Raw genomic sequence first — 15,367 nt, 5'->3', positions numbered from 1 at the left:
ATTGTCACTTACACACGCTTGCTCGGCAGCGAGACGCATAACAGGCCAATCATGATCAACAGCACGCCAGCAAAGCTGCTCCAGCGGAAAGGTTCGCCAAACATTGGCAGAGAGATGGCGGCCAGCCAAACCAGCACATAACTTAGGCTAAGCAGCGGATATAACCGATTAAGCGGTAGAGATCGCATGGCCAGCATCCAGCACAGCATTGAGACAGCATAGGCACCGAGTCCGAGGCACAACAGCAAAAGCGGCTGCAGATGCTGCCAGATTTGTGCACTCAGCAGCAATGATAACGGCGGAAAATGCTGCATCGCCGCACGTAAAACCAGCTGTGCTAGCGAAACCAGCAGCACGCTGCACAGCGCGAGTGCCACGCCCTTCATAAATGACTTCCCATCAATGCCACGCCTGCGACAATTATCCCGGTGCCGATCCACTGCTGCAGCGTATACGTTTCACGCCATATCCAGCGCGCCGCTATCGCCACCAGCACGAAGTTAAGGCTCAGCATCGGATAGGCTATGCTTACCGGCACCAGGCGTAACACCCACAGCCACAGCAACATCGCTACGCCGAGCAACAGTATGCTCAGTGCAATCCACAGGATGAGTCTTTTTTGCCGTATCGCGCGCCCTGGTAAGCCGCTTGTTTTTGGCACAACTGCGCAGCACAACTCAACAGGCTGACCAGCAGGATAAGCAGCAGATTCATGGTGTCGCGTCGTAGCCGTAATAGACTAACCGCCCCTGCCGATATACATCATCCGGCACTGGCATAGCGGGATCCGGGCCACTTTCCCCTGAGTTAAGCATCATTACCACCGAGACTTTGCCATGACGGCGATGTTCACGTAGCCAGTCGGCAAAGGCACGGCCGTCTACATAGCGTGTTTGCGCGTCAGGATAGCTGAGACCGTATTCCAGTTCGCCTTTCGCATCGTAAAGCGTGATATCACTGCGTTGCGTTTCCCATGCCACCGCTGCGGCAATGCCAGGATTATCCGCCAGCAGATAGCGGCTGTTCTGCAGTTGATTATGCACCACATGCACAAAACTTTGCGGCTGCTTGGAATCACGGACTTTCTGCGGGATAGCAAAACCCACCAGCAGTGCCAGCATCAATGGGCAAAGCGCCGCCAGTTGCCAGCGAGCAGCGCCCGGCTTAAGGCTTAACCAACCCATGAAGCCCCAACCCGCAAAAGCCAGCACCGCGCAAATCAGTCGCCCGATTTCATCAATGCTGTAAACCGGTCGATGTGCCAGCCCCCAGGGGGCAATCACGGCCAACAGCACGACAGTCGCGATTGCACCAAACAACATGTTTATCCAGCCGTTGACCTTAAACACACTTAACAACTTTGCTGAACCGCTATGTGCATATTGCGCCATGAGCAAAGCCAGCGGCGCAGAGCACGGCAGGATATAGGTCGGCAGTTTTCCCTTGGCGATACTGAAGAACAGCAAAGGCATGATCACCCAACTCAACAAATACATGACACCCGCATGTTGGCTGCGCTGACGCCACGCGCCTAGCAATGAACCCGGCAATAATGCCAGCCACGGCAAACAGCCGGCGAGTAATACTGGCAGGTAATACCAGAATGGAGCCTTGTGCTGCGCATCTTTTTCCGCGAAACGTTGAATATGTTCCACCCAGAAGAAGTAATGCCAGAAATCCCCTTCCTGACGATAAATCGCCACTGCCCACGGCGCGCTGAGCAAGGCTGCCACGATGACAGTCAACGGCCCCCAGCGCAGTAACTCACCAAAGCGACGCTGCCAAAGCGCCCAGGGTACGATCGCCAACACGGGCACCGCCAGCGCGAGAAAGCCTTTGGTCATAAAACCCATTGCACAGGCTGCACCCAGAAGTACGTAGCCACACAAGCGTTGTTGCGTACTTGAGGCTTGCACCACCAGCCAGTAACTGCACATTGCGGATACCAGCCACAGCAGCAAAATGGGATCGAGCACGGCATATGTGCCAATGCCATACACCAGAAGTGAAGTGAGGAAAATGACGCTGCCGGTCAGCGCAATCTTGCGACTGGCAAACATTTGCTGGCCCAGCCAGTAGATCAGTAGCGCACTGAGAGACGTGCAGAAGATCGAACCGGCACGCACGCCAAAATTGTTATGGCCAAACAGCAACTGGCCAATATTATTCACCCAGTAACCTGCGATCGGTTTCTCGAAATAACGCAGATCAAAGAAGTGCGGTACCACCCAATTACCACTGACCAACATTTCACGGCTAATTTCCGCATAGCGGGTCTCATCCGGCTGCCACAGGGCGCGGAATTCAATTGGGATCAGGTAATAGAGCGCGAAAAGCGCCAGCAGTAGCGCTGTTTTGGTGCCTGTACGCATCCGTGGTTCCTATAAAGTGTCCTGTTTACCGTCAGTTCTGGCAGCCCAGCCAGCCTTCCCGTCCGGGTATTTGCCCACGCACCAGATTGCCTTGTGGCAGCGTGCTGAGATCGTCTGGCAGCAATTCGCTGAGTGGGCAGAAGCGAATGCCCTGTTGTTCCGCACGGGTTAACAACTCGCCAAATGCCGATGAACCCACAATGCCTTCCACTTCGGCATGAATGGTGTAAACCGGCGATCCGCACGCGGCATGCATCTGCTCCAGAATGTAATCGTTATACCCTGCGGCGCTGACGGTCTGGCCGACCACTTCGTCCCACGTGGGCAGCGTCACGGGAATTTGCACCGTGCCAATACTGCCATCACGCAGACGAGGCAAGAAAGGCCCGGTTCCGCGGCAATCGCTGTTATAGCGGAAAGGGAATTGTTGCTTAGCCGCGACTACGCGGCCATCAGCTCGCCATCCGGCCACGGCAGAACAAGTGACATTGTCACCTATTATCGTCTCCAGTGCGGTTTTTCCGCGTGCAATCTGCTCCAGCAATTTCTCTTCTGGCCAGACGCCAGCCCAGGTTTGCCAGGCAAAGTGATCCCAGGCATGCAGCCCAACTTCATGATGGTCGGCTGTGGCGCTGATGATCTCCTCCAGCCCTCGGCCAATCTCACGCCCCGGCCATGCGGTGCCTGCCAGTAAAATATCCCAGCCATAAAGTGATGCCGCGCGTGAGCGCAGCATTTTCCATAAGAAGCGCGGTTTCATCAGACGCCACAAGTGGCGTCCCATGTTGTCCGGTCCTACGCTGAAGAAGAAACTGGCCTGCAACTGGTGCAGGCTGAATTGTTCAAGCAGCGTCGGAACGCCAAGTTTGGTTCCACGCCAGGTATCAACATCTACGCGCAAACCAATTTTCTTCATGGCTTATCCTGTAGCTCAACGGTGCGCAGGAAGAAGTCCAGCGTATTATCAATGGTGGTATCCATCTCAATAGTTGGCGTCCATTCCAGCAGACGACGTGCATTTTTGATCGATGGCTTACGGTGCTCGACGTCCTGATAACCTTTGCCGTAATAACTGCTGCTTTCAACTTCACGGAAACCGGCAAACGGCGGGAAACGATCGCGCAGCGGATGACGCTCAAAGCTGGCCAGCAGACGTTCAGCCAACTCTTTGATACTCGCTTCGTTTTCAGGGTTGCCGATATTGACGATCTGGCCATCACAGTTTCTGTTCTTGTTCTCGATGATGCGGAACAAGGCTTCGATGCCATCACGAATATCGGTGAAACAGCGCTTCTGGGCGCCACCATCAATCAACTTAATCGGTGAGCCTTCAACCAGGTTAAGAATCAGTTGAGTAATGGCACGAGAACTGCCAATTCGCGCGGCGTTCAGGTTATCGAGACGCGGGCCCATCCAGTTAAACGGACGGAATAGCGTGAAGCGCAGGCCTTCTTTCTCACCGTAGGCCCAAATGACGCGGTCCAGCAGCTGCTTGGAAACGGAATAGATCCAGCGCTGTTTGTTGATTGGCCCCACCACCAGATTGGAGTGATCCTCATCGAAATGTTTATCGGTGCACATGCCGTACACTTCCGATGTTGATGGGAAAATGATGCGCTTTTTGTATTTCACGCAATCACGAATGATTTTGAGGTTCTCTTCAAAATCCAGCTCGAAGACGCGCAGTGGATTACGGGTGTACTCAATCGGCGTCGCAATCGCCACCAGCGGTAACACCACATCACATTTTTTGATGTGATACTCAATCCACTCGGAATGAATACTGATATCACCTTCGACAAAGTGGAAGCGCGGTTGATCGAGGAAACGGCTAATCGCATCCGATCCGATATCGAGGCCGTACACTTCGAAGTTGTCATCCTGCAGCAAACGTTCCGTCAGATGATTACCGATAAAGCCATTAACACCCAGAATCAGCACACGGGTACGACGTTTCACCGCTGCAACCGGTTGGGAGTAAAGTAACGCGCCCGGCACCATACCCAGACTTTGTGCGAGCTGGCTGCCGTTCATGTAGACGCCGTTCTCACTTTGTCCGGTCAACACTTCAAGTGCGCCTTCCCCGCACGCAATCATGAAGGGATCAACCGACACCACCGTACCCGGTTTGGCTTGCGGTGTATCAGCGTGTACGCGCCCTTTCCACACCACAAACTTCACTGTACCGGCAAAGGCAAACGCACCTGGCCAGGGATCCGTGACCGCGCGCACCAGATTATTAATCGACTGCGCGGACTGCTCCCATTTAATACGACCGTCCTCAGGCGTGCGACGGCCGACCACGGTTGCCTGACTGTGATCTTGTGGAATGGCGGCAATGTCGCCACGCTTCATTGCAGGCAGCGCCTGCTCCAGTAGCTGTGATGCACAGGCCACCAGTTTATGGTGCAGCGTTAAGGCATTGTCCTGTTCTTCAATCGACAGACGCAGTTGCGCCACGATATCACCCGCATCGGCGCGTTTTACCATGTGATGCAGCGTCACACCGGTCTCGGTTTCACCGTTTACCAGCGCCCAGTTGAGAGGCGCACGCCCGCGGTATTTTGGCAGCAGTGAACCGTGCAGATTAAAGGCGCCGAGGCGCGCACAGCTAAGAATGCTGTCGTTCAACAGATTGCGGTAGTAGAACGAGAAAATGATCTCTGGTGCCATGGTCTTAATGCGATCCACCCACAGTGGATGGTTGGCGTCTTCCGGCGCATAGACCGGTATACCCTGTTCGGCCGCCAGACGGGCCACCGAACCAAAGAAGTGATTCTCTGTTGCAGAGTCAGCGTGAGTGAAAATCGCGCTGATTTCAAAACCCGCGTTTAACAGCGCAGTAATACCTGCACAGCCCATATCGTGATAGGCGAAGACGATCGTTTTCATTGTTCAATTTCCTGTACAGAGGAGACTTCTTTCTGCGAATTAATCACGCGTTGGATGAAGTAGCGCGGACGAGCGCGTACGTCGTTGTAAATTCGGCCAATGTATTCGCCGAGTAAGCCCATGCCGATAAATTGCGCGCCGACGAAAATAAACAGCACCGCAAACAGCATAAACACGCCATCACCGGCCCAATCGGCACCGAGGAACAGACGCAAAACAATTAACACTAATGAAAATGCGAAACCCGCTAACGCAATCAGGCTGCCGACAATGCTCAGCAGACGCAGTGGCGTGGTGGTCAGGCATGTCACCAGGTCGTACATCAGGTTGATCAGCTTCATAAAGCTGTATTTCGAATCACCGAATTCGCGCTCCGCATGGGCCACCGGCAATTCAATGGTGCGACGCGCAAAGGTGTTGGCGAGGATGGGAATAAAGGTGCTGCGCTCATGGCAATTAAGCATGGCATCAACGATATGGCGGCGATAGGCGCGCAGCATGCAGCCGTAGTCGCCCATTGCTTTGCCGGTTACACGTTGGATGAGTTGATTGATGGTGCGCGATGCACGACGGCGGAACCAGCTGTCCTGACGGTTTTGCCGCACGGTGCCGACCACGTCATAACCTTGCTGCGCGGCCTTCACCAGATTCGGGATCTCCTCCGGTGGGTTTTGCAGGTCCGCATCTAACGTGATAATCAAGTCTCCCGAGACATGGCTAAACCCGGCCATAATCGCCGAATGCTGACCGTAGTTGCGATTCAGTAAGACACCCACCACATGGCTTCCCGGCATATCCGCGGCATCCGCGATCATCTCACCCGAGCGATCGCTGCTGCCGTCGTCCACCAGCAAGATTTCGTAGTCCAGATTCAGCACAGCGCAGGCCGCATCGGTACGACGGACCAGTTCAGGCAGGCTGTCCTCTTCGTTGTACACCGGGATCACCACGGAGACTTTACGAATGTTTTTTTCTTCCAGCATCTCAATCAAACTCCAGCGATCTGACGTAATGCGTTAATCACGCGACTCACATCTTCATCGTGCATATCAGGGAACAACGGTATTGAGCAGATGCGATCGCTATTCCATTCCGTATCAGGCAGAGAAAGCTGCGGATAGCGTTCGCGGTAATATTTGTGTGTATGGGCGGCGCGAAAATGCAATCCGCTGCCAATATCCTGTGCCTTCAGCGCTTCCATCAATGCGTCGCGACTCAAACCACAGCGTGCTTCGTCGACACGGATGATAAACAGATGCCAGGCATGCTGATGCGACCAGCTCGGTTGCGCTAGCGGCAGGAAAGGCGTATCCGCCAATTCGGTTAGATAACGCTGCGCAATTTCCGCACGTCGTGCATTGATGGCCGGCAATTTTTTAACTGCACCAGCGCAATGGCAGCGCTGATATCCGGGAGGTTATATTTGAAGCCCGGCATGATCACTTCAGCTTGCGGTTTACGACCGTGGGTGTGGCGATCGTAAGCATCCACGCCCAGTCCGTGAAACTTCAGGCTGCGCATGCTATCGGCCAGTTGCGCATCATCGGTAACGATCAAGCCACCTTCAGCACAGGTCATATTCTTAATGGCGTGGAAAGAGAAAATCGCCGTACCTTTATGACCGACATGCTGGCCTTTGTAATAACAGCCTGCGGCGTGTGCGGCGTCTTCAATCACCGCAATACCGTGGCGCTCGCCAATCGCGCGGATTGCGTCAATGTCCGCGGGAGCGCCCGCATAATGCACCGGAATAATGGCGCGAGTGCGTGGCGTGATCGCCGCTTCAATCTGCTCAGACGTCACCATCAGCGTGTCACGGTCAATATCAATCATCACCGGCGTTGCGCCGAGCAAGGTAATGATATTAATGGTCGACACCCACGTTAGTGAGGGCGTAATCACTTCATCGCCGGGCTGAATATTCAACGCCAGCAGGGTGACATGCATTCCTGCAGTGGCTGAACTGACAGCAATCGCATATTGATTACCGGTTAGCTGGCAAAAGGCTTGTTCCAGTTCCGCGTTTTTAGGGCCGGTGGTAATCCAGCCCGATTCAAATACCGCTTTTACCGCCGCTAACTCTTCCTCGCCCAGAGAGGGACGCGAGAATGGAAGAAAAGTCATAAGTTTACCTTAATGTTTTACACCTAAAGTTGCCTGCAATAGGACCAGTTGCAGTGTGCAGTCATTCAGATCTTTAACAACATTCAGTAACTTGCTGTTTAAACGTAGATTAAGCAGAAACATTTCGGTAGCACGAACTGTTAAAATTCCAATCTAACGAAAAAAACTTAAGCACACCTGTCATATTGCCTCGTATAACAAAATACGGAGGAAAACTTAACGGAACATTAAATGGGAGGGAGACAAGATGGGTTATTTCTTAAATGTTGATGATTGGTAGAAGAACTTTGCAAGCAGTAGCGCTCAACCATGAATATTCATGAAAAGTTCATTAAAAAATCAAAATAAGCCTGGAATTGTGAAATGGGTTTAAAGAGGTATAAGAAGTTTCTATTTAAATCAATGATAAGCATGATGATAAAATTAACCTATACTGTTCTTAAGGTTAAATTAATATTCCATTCTTACTCTACGTTGGGAAATCTAACGGCATAAAAATGGAGGGGGGATACGCGATGAATACTGGAGCCGACAGACTCGCTCAGGCTGCGCTGCGCCGCCACCATATTGGGGTCAAAACCAAAGGATTACGTTTTCGCGGCGACATGTACGTTTTCCGCTATAACGCCGGTCATTATGATGTGTTCCTCAATAATGACCGCGTGATGTCACTGGCCACCAGCAACGTGCAGGAAGCCATTCAACTGTTTAAACAGCAGTCCTCACTTTGACTGCTGTTCAATGACTACGCCCTGCGCCTTTCGGTGTGTGCGTCCAGCGCCGCCTCAAACTCTTCAACACTCCACCCCGCTTCCAGCGCCTCTTTCAGCAACGACTGCTGCGTTTTTGGAACCAGCCCACCGACCGGTGGATCGGTATCTAAATTCGTTGGGAATGAGTATCCGCGTGCCGCAACAGCGATTGCTGCATTAAGTTCAGCTTCATTGAGATGCCCCGCGCGCAGAACGGGATATACCCACTTGAGAAGTTGCTCATGATTCACTTCTTCCATAGGCACCCCGAATGCGGAAGAAATTTGCAGCAAATTGGCGGTGCGGATGTGATCCTGCGTGGTGTTATTGCCCGCGGCGTGGAACAACGCAGGATTGAAGAACAATCCATCCCCTTTCTTCAAAGGTAACTGTACAAAGTTATCGGCAAAATACTGGGCGAACTCAGGACGGCGATAGGCGATATAACCCATTTCATACTGATGCGACCACGGCAGCAGACGCGTTGGGCCGGATGCCAGCGGCATATCGCTGTGAGCTACGGCGCCCTGTAACGTCAGGTATTGCGACAAAATTTGCACCGGAATGGGAAACTCGGCGGCAAAGGCAGCTTGTTGAAAACCCAGATGATAATCACGATGCGCCTGCTGCGCTTCACCGCCCGGACGCACCTGATTGACCTGTGAGGTCATGCTCCACGCGGGGCCAAGCCATGCCTGGCAAATCAAGCCCAATGTCGGATTGGCATAATAATCAATAAACACCTGCGGGTTAGCTTGCGCCAGCTTTTGTAAGGCATTCCAGATGCGACCATTATTACCCGCTTTAGAGAAGTGATCGGCCTGAACTTTCGATTTCGCTTCTTCGTGCATGATCGCTTCAAACTCTTGCGATGCCCGATCAACACATTCGAGGTCGGTATAAAGTCCGCGCACCACTATCACGCCCGGCCCATAAGACAGCGCTTTATGCAGTTCGCTCAACACCGCTTTCTTATCCGTTGTTGCAGCATCCGCGAGCACGTCACGGTCATAAATCAGCACCTCGGACACCACTTCACTGGCCAGAGGATAATCGTCGGCAGCTACTTGCTGCGCGCAGAAAACACGTAAATCATCCAGAGAAGCCTGGTCTTCATTTACAAAGTAATGTGATGTCATGATGACCTCATTAGCGAATCAGTTTACAGGGGGATGTTCTTTCTAATATGACGCAGCCCACAAAGAAGGATGGCGTCTTGCTACCCCTAAAACTACCAGCTACATTACGTTAACAAAACATCAAAAACACCTCACAAAAACCTCATCATTATATGGCTAAATTCACGTTAAAACAGATTGCTGCACAGTCCGGGCTAAGCCTGGCGACCATCGATCGTGCGTTACATCATCGCGGCAAAGTCCATCCCCAAACCGAGCATCGCATCCAGCAGGCGATTGCCGATCTTGATTTGCTGCGCAAAACCGGACTGGCACAGGGCAGAACGCTCTATTTCGACATCATCATGCATACGCCAGCCCGCTTCAGTGAGCTAGTGCGCGAAGCATTTACCAGCCAAATTGCCGGCTTCGGGGCCTTTCGTTTGCAACTGCGCTTTCACTGTCAGGAAAATATGACCATTGAGGAAGTGGATGCCCTGTTGAAGAAATGTGCACTGAGTAGTCACGGCATCATCTTGAAAGCCATTAATGATGACCGTCTGCTGCCAACGCTAGAAAGCATCAGTAAACAGCGCATCCCCTTAGTGACAGTCGTGACAGATATGCCCGCCAGCACCCGTCTACGCTATATCGGGATGGATAACGCTAGCGCAGGTAAAGCGGCGGCATTTCTGATGTCAAAGTGGTTACGCGGCGAAGAAACCCGCATCGCGGCGGTGATTGGCAGTCAGGAGTTTGTCGGTGAACAGGAACGCATTGACGGTTTTGTTGCTGGCATAGCGCAGTTCGCGCCACAGCATCAGGTAGAGATCATCGCCGGAGGATTTGGTATTGACCAGCAGATGTACCGTTGTGTCAGTGCCTTCCTCACACACCAGCCGGATATTCATGCGGTTTACACCGTTGGCGGCGGGAATGCCGGGATCCTGCAAGCCTTTGATGAGCACAATATCCGTATCGAAACCTTTATTGGCCACGATCTCGACCGTGAAAACCGGGCGTTGATGCAGGCTGGCCGAATCGATGCGTTGATAGACCACAACCTGCAGCTTGATGCCCAGCATGCCTTCCGTGCACTGCTTGAGTTCCATGGCTTTTTACCCGAGGCAGAACACTCGACCCCTTCTTCCCGCATCAACATCATCACGCGCTTCAACATGTACAGCTGAAATGCCGGACGCCGCTCTGAATTCAACATGAAAGGCGCTGTAACGCCATCCTCGCTCTCGCCTCGTCAAGCCTGCGGGCGTAATGTCGCAACCAGTCAATCTTCAGGATGCGGGAATTACACCATGGCATGGATAAGCTATTTATTGATGGCGATAGTCGGATTGAGCGTGGGCAGTTTTATCAATGTCGTGGTCTATCGGCTGCCCAAACAACTGCTGCAAACTGACAATACGCTGCGTTTATGGTCTCCCGCGTCACACTGCCCCACCTGCAAAAAAATCTGCGCTGGCCAGATCTGCTGCCCGTGATCGGCTGGCTGTTGTTACAGGGCAAATGTCGGTATTGCCAGGCAGCCATCAGTGCACGCTATCCATTAGTGGAATTTTTCAGCGCATTTGTCGCCCTGACTCTGCTTTTTAGGCAGCCTGTCGATGGGATTTTCGCCGCCTCACTGCTGTTATTTTGGATGCTGCTGGCACTCTCATTAATCGATATTGACCACTTTTTGTTGCCAGATGTGATCACCCTGCCGTTGCTGTGGCTTGGACTGGTCTTAAAGGCTGGGGAAGGGATCCCCGGTTCCCTGCATGACGCCATTTTTGGCGCGGTCATTGGTTACAGCGCGCTTTGGCTAATCAGCCATATATATCAATCTATTACAGGCATAAATGGGCTGGGAATGGGCGACGCCAAATTGCTGGCGGCATTAGGCGCATGGTTAGGTTGGCCACTTTTACCTTACGTGCTGTTAATCGCTTGCGGTGGTGCAATTTTAGCGCTTTTTATCGGCAAAATTGCCTGGCAACGAGACCTCGATCACCCCCTCGCATTTGGTCCGTGGATGGCTCTGGCGGGCATAAGTCTTTTTATTAACACGATTATTTAATAACCACTTCATATGCTGGCGCTAAAATAGCCGGCCAATTAGTGGCCAACGCCCTGATTCCTATATGAAAACAATAAACAATTCTAAACAAAATTAATCATTGTGATGTCCGTCAAAAGGCTCTATATTGGCCGCGATTTTTAAACCACTGATACTTTTTTGTTCAACTAGTCAATCGGCCAGCCATCACGAGCCCCGGTTGAAGGAGAGATATGATGACGGATAAAGTCCGTATTGATAATTTTGGTGCCAACGCATTCAATGGAAATAACGACGCATTCTTAGCCCGTCAGGCTGAGTTTGAATCAAACGTCAGGAGTTACCCGCGCAAGTTGCCTTTAGCGATTGCTAAAGCCAACGGCGTGTGGATTACAGATGTTGAGAATAAGCAATATCTTGACTGTCTGGCTGGCGCAGGGACGCTGGCACTTGGTCACAACCATCCTGATGTTCTGCAGAGCATCCAAAATGTCATTACCAGCGGCTTGCCGTTACATACTCTTGATCTGACGACACCTCTGAAAGATCAATTCTCAGAATCTCTGCTCTCGCTGCTGCCTGGCCAGGGTAAAGACTACTGCCTGCAATTCACCGGTCCTTCCGGTGCGGATGCAGTTGAAGCAGCACTGAAACTGGCGAAGAAAGTCACTGGCCGTAGCGGCGTGATCAGCTTCTCTGGCGGCTACCATGGTATGACCCATGGCGCGCTGGCGGTCACCGGTAACCTGGGACCGAAAGAAGCCGTTAACGGCATGATGCCAGAAGTGCAGTTCATGCCTTACCCGCACCAGTATCGTTGCCCTCTGGGCCTCGGTGGTGAAGCCGGTGTTAAAGCACTGACCTACTACTTTGAAAACCTGATCAATGACGTGGAAAGCGGCGTACGTAAGCCAGCGGCTGTCATCCTGGAAGCAGTTCAGGGTGAAGGCGGCGTGAACCCGGCTCCGGTCGAGTGGCTGCAGCGCATCCGTAAAGTGACTCAGGAACACGGCATTCTGCTGATCCTGGATGAAGTTCAAGCTGGTTTTGCCCGTACGGGTAAATTCTTCGCCTTCGAACACGCAGATATTCAGCCAGACATCATTGTGATGTCTAAAGCCGTGGGCGGTGGTCTGCCATTAGCGGTTTTGGGTATCAAAAAGCAGTTCGATGCCTGGTCACCCGGTCACCACACCGGCACCTTCCGTGGCAACCAGCTGGCGATGGCCACCGGTCTGGCTACGTTGAAGGTCCTGACCGAGCAGAACATCGCCGGGAAAGTGGCTGAACAGGGTGAATGGCTGAAGGCACAGTTAGCGGCAATGCAGAAACGCTTCCCGGTTATCGGTCACATTCGCGGTATGGGCATGATGATCGGTATTGAGATCGTTAAACCAAACGAAGCGGCTGACCACATGGGTAGCCTGCCTGCTGATGGCGAGCTTTCTGCGCTGCTGCAGAAGAAGTGCTTCGAAGCCGGTCTGATTCTGGAGCGTGGCGGTCGTCACGGTGCAGTACTGCGTCTGTTGCCGTCACTGCTGATCACCAAAGACGAGTTGGCGATTTTCCTGGATAAATTTGAGCAGGCGCTGATTGGCGCTGGCGTCAAACCTGTTTGATTGGAAGAGTAAATGTCTGAAGTAAACCCGATTCTGGCCGCCTCTGCACAGAGCATTGAGGCGTACCAGCAGGCGATTGCCCAGAGCAGCGCCGCGGTTGTGCAGTGGCTGCAACAGCCTGAGATGTATCAAGGCAAAAGCGTTGCCGAGCTGCGCGAGCGTATCACGCTCGACTTCAATCCAAACGGCCTGGGTAACCAGGTCGCGATTGAACGTGCGATTGAATATTTCCTGAAAGACAGCCTGTCAGTGCACCATCCACAATGTGTGGCGCACCTGCACTGCCCTAGCCTGGTGGTGAGCCAGGCGGCAGAAGTGCTGATCAACGCCACCAATCAGAGCATGGATTCGTGGGATCAGAGCCCTTCTGCCACCATCATTGAGGTCAAATTGATCGAATGGTTGCGTGCGCAGGTGGGTTACCCGGCGGGTGATGCTGGCGTGTTCACCAGTGGCGGTACGCAGAGCAACCTGATGGGTCTGATGCTGGCGCGTGATGCCTTCTTCGCACGTCAGGGCCATTCTGTTCAGCAGGATGGTATCACCGGCGATTTGCGTAAGATCAAAGTGCTCTGTTCTGAAAACGCGCACTTCTCCGTGCAGAAGAATATGGCGTTGTTGGGCCACGGTTATCAGTCAGTTGTCCTGGTGAAATCTGATGAATTCGCCCGTATGGACGTGAATGACCTGAAAGCCAAACTGGCGCAGGCTGATGCAAACGGTGACCAGATTCTGGCTATCGTGGCAACGGCCGGTACCACCGATGCAGGTGCCATCGATCCATTGCGTGAAATCGCCGGTATCGCTGCACAGCGCAATATCTGGGTACACGTTGATGCTGCCTGGGGCGGCGCATTGCTGCTGTCAGAGAAGTACCGTGACTACCTGGACGGCCTGGAGTTAGTGGATTCCGTTACTCTGGACTTCCACAAGCAGTATTTCCAGACCATCAGCTGTGGTGCATTCCTGCTGAAAGACGAGCGTCACTACGAGCTGATGCGTTATCAGGCGGCTTACCTGAACTCTGAATTCGACGAAGAAGCCGGTGTTCCGAACCTGGTGTCGAAATCACTGCAGACCACGCGCCGTTTTGACGCATTGAAACTGTGGATGGGCCTCGAAGCACTGGGTCAGAAACAGTACGCTGCAATCATCGATCACGGCGTGACGCTGGCACAGGAAGTGGCGAAGTTTGTAACTTCAGAACCACGCCTTGAGCTGGTAATGCAGCCACAACTGGCAAGCGTCCTGTTCCGCTATCGTCCAGAGCAACTGACCGATACCGCGCAGATTGCCCTGTTCAACCAGCGCATTGGCGATGCCTTGCTGGATTCTGGTCGCGCCAACGTCGGTGTCACTGAAAACCAGGGCGTTACCTGCCTGAAATTGACGCTGCTGAACCCAACCGTGACGCTGGAAGACATCAAAGTCCTGCTGGCGCTGGTTGAGAAGACTGCGAATCAGCTGCTGAACGCGTAAGTTTCACTGACAGTTATGCAGCAATGCATAAGTCATTGTTATCTACAGCAGATATTTAAGGGTGCCTTTTGGCACCCTTAATTTTTACCTGAAATTCAGTCGCCAGTCCTACGATAGCGTAGACACTCTCTTTTTACCTTAATCCGACATTTTTCCTTAAACCCCATTTGCCAGACCTATCGTATCTCCCTTATCACTCCACAATCTTTACACAGCTTAACGCTTCACACTCTCGCAGACAGTTGCTGGCTTTCATTATTTACTTTACAGTAAAGTAAACTAACTAAGCGTTGGCGTTTACGATTACTGCGGGAGTCGAGATATGAAGATCTTGTGTATGGATATTGATGTTTGGACAGTATCAGGGCTGAGTTGCCTGCTTGAGGGGAAATTAAATCTTGAATGCCAGCAAGTCTCTATCAGGGATTCGAAAGCGATACTGGCGAAGCACAATATCGAATTTTTATCACTGAACTGGCTTCACAAAACAATAATGTAAGCGAGGTGTATAATTTCCTGAAGTTGTTAAATGCCAGATTACCCTGGTTAAAGATTATTATCTTCACGCGTTTTGAGGATAACGCCGTACTACGCTTCTTTTTTGATAATCTCACCCATGCGGTAATCATTACTAAACGGGATCCAATTTGTGAAATTCAGGATGCCGCCAATAATTACAATGACTATTACATCAAAAATTATATGCGATGGAAGTATTTAGAATCGCACCTGAACATTCTTAATAAAACGGAATTTCAGTTACTTCAATGTTTTTCTAATGGAGAAAAACAGGTAGACATCGCCGCAAGATACAATTTAAGCAATAAAACCATCAGCACTTACAAGCGAAGTATACTCACTAAATTATCTTGTTCCAATCATGCCGAACTCAACTCTAAACTTAAAGCATATGGTTATAAGACCAATAAGAAGACGAATTTATTTTAAACAGCCC

12 protein-coding genes and 3 pseudogenes are annotated in these 15,367 nt (G+C 51.9%); 7 read left to right on the top strand and 8 right to left on the bottom strand.

Annotated elements, in window-relative coordinates; translation table 11 throughout:
* Positions 1-8: 8 nt before the first annotated feature.
* The 7 genes and pseudogenes from arnF to arnB all read right to left on the bottom strand — a co-directional run bounded on the left by arnF (position 9) and on the right by arnB (position 7,388).
* Positions 9-386 (bottom strand): 4-amino-4-deoxy-L-arabinose-phosphoundecaprenol flippase subunit ArnF, encoded by a 378-nt coding sequence (arnF, locus tag HA45_RS05230; RefSeq protein ID WP_100703930.1) that lies wholly within the window; start codon positions 384-386, stop codon positions 9-11.
* Positions 383-714: pseudogene (arnE, locus tag HA45_RS05225) on the bottom strand (4-amino-4-deoxy-L-arabinose-phosphoundecaprenol flippase subunit ArnE). The gene arnF and the pseudogene arnE overlap by 4 nt, the downstream one beginning before the upstream one ends.
* On the bottom strand, positions 711-2,372 hold the full coding sequence (gene arnT, locus HA45_RS05220; RefSeq protein WP_100703932.1) for a lipid IV(A) 4-amino-4-deoxy-L-arabinosyltransferase: 1,662 nt from the start codon (positions 2,370-2,372) through the stop codon (positions 711-713). The pseudogene arnE and the gene arnT overlap by 4 nt, the downstream one beginning before the upstream one ends.
* A 31-nt stretch (positions 2,373-2,403) precedes the next feature.
* Complete coding sequence (gene arnD / locus HA45_RS05215; RefSeq protein ID WP_100703933.1) at positions 2,404-3,288, bottom strand: 4-deoxy-4-formamido-L-arabinose-phosphoundecaprenol deformylase; 885 nt, start codon at positions 3,286-3,288, stop codon at positions 2,404-2,406.
* A complete protein-coding gene (gene arnA, locus HA45_RS05210; RefSeq protein WP_100703934.1) occupies positions 3,285-5,264 on the bottom strand; it encodes a bifunctional UDP-4-amino-4-deoxy-L-arabinose formyltransferase/UDP-glucuronic acid oxidase ArnA in 1,980 nt (659 codons plus the stop codon). Before arnA ends, arnD begins: the two co-directional genes overlap by 4 nt.
* Entirely contained in the window at positions 5,261-6,247 is a 987-nt protein-coding gene (arnC, locus tag HA45_RS05205) for an undecaprenyl-phosphate 4-deoxy-4-formamido-L-arabinose transferase (protein ID WP_100703935.1), read from the bottom strand. Before arnC ends, arnA begins: the two co-directional genes overlap by 4 nt.
* A gap of 5 nt (positions 6,248-6,252) precedes the next feature.
* A pseudogene (gene arnB, locus HA45_RS05200) lies at positions 6,253-7,388 on the bottom strand (UDP-4-amino-4-deoxy-L-arabinose aminotransferase).
* A 515-nt stretch (positions 7,389-7,903) separates the two neighbouring features.
* Here arnB and HA45_RS05195 point away from each other — a divergent pair.
* A complete protein-coding gene (locus HA45_RS05195) occupies positions 7,904-8,119 on the top strand; it encodes a hypothetical protein (RefSeq protein WP_100703937.1) in 216 nt (71 codons plus the stop codon).
* 14 nt (positions 8,120-8,133) lie between these two features.
* Here HA45_RS05195 and HA45_RS05190 read toward each other — a convergent pair whose 3' ends face one another.
* Positions 8,134-9,279, bottom strand: coding sequence for a phytanoyl-CoA dioxygenase family protein (locus HA45_RS05190; protein WP_100703938.1), 1,146 nt, complete (start codon positions 9,277-9,279; stop codon positions 8,134-8,136).
* A gap of 152 nt (positions 9,280-9,431) precedes the next feature.
* Here HA45_RS05190 and HA45_RS05185 point away from each other — a divergent pair, with 152 nt between their 5' ends.
* The 6 genes and pseudogenes from HA45_RS05185 (at position 9,432) to HA45_RS05165 (ending at position 15,360) form a co-directional block, all read left to right on the top strand.
* Entirely contained in the window at positions 9,432-10,448 is a 1,017-nt protein-coding gene (locus HA45_RS05185; RefSeq protein WP_100703939.1) for a substrate-binding domain-containing protein, read from the top strand.
* Between the two features lie 27 nt (positions 10,449-10,475).
* Positions 10,476-10,807: pseudogene (locus HA45_RS28920) on the top strand (prepilin peptidase); the annotation flags it as partial.
* A 108-nt stretch (positions 10,808-10,915) separates the two neighbouring features.
* Positions 10,916-11,335, top strand: a complete 420-nt coding sequence (locus HA45_RS05180; RefSeq protein ID WP_366557322.1) for a prepilin peptidase — start codon at positions 10,916-10,918, stop codon at positions 11,333-11,335.
* Between the two features lie 212 nt (positions 11,336-11,547).
* Entirely contained in the window at positions 11,548-12,933 is a 1,386-nt protein-coding gene (locus HA45_RS05175; protein ID WP_100703941.1) for a diaminobutyrate--2-oxoglutarate transaminase, read from the top strand.
* Positions 12,934-12,945: 12 nt separating this feature from the next.
* The gene (locus HA45_RS05170) at positions 12,946-14,412 is read left to right on the top strand and encodes a pyridoxal phosphate-dependent decarboxylase family protein (protein WP_100703942.1); all 1,467 of its coding nucleotides are present in this window, start codon (positions 12,946-12,948) and stop codon (positions 14,410-14,412) included.
* A 402-nt stretch (positions 14,413-14,814) separates the two neighbouring features.
* Positions 14,815-15,360: a helix-turn-helix transcriptional regulator gene (locus tag HA45_RS05165; protein ID WP_128598893.1), complete on the top strand. Its 546-nt coding sequence runs from the start codon at positions 14,815-14,817 to the stop codon at positions 15,358-15,360.
* The last annotated feature ends 7 nt before the right edge of the window (positions 15,361-15,367 follow it).

Origin of the sequence: Pantoea rodasii, from assembly GCF_002095465.1 — a bacterium.
Classification (GTDB): domain Bacteria; phylum Pseudomonadota; class Gammaproteobacteria; order Enterobacterales; family Enterobacteriaceae; genus Pantoea; species Pantoea rodasii.
Note: the sequence above shows the minus strand (reverse complement) of the source record. Positions and strands in the feature narration are given on the sequence as shown.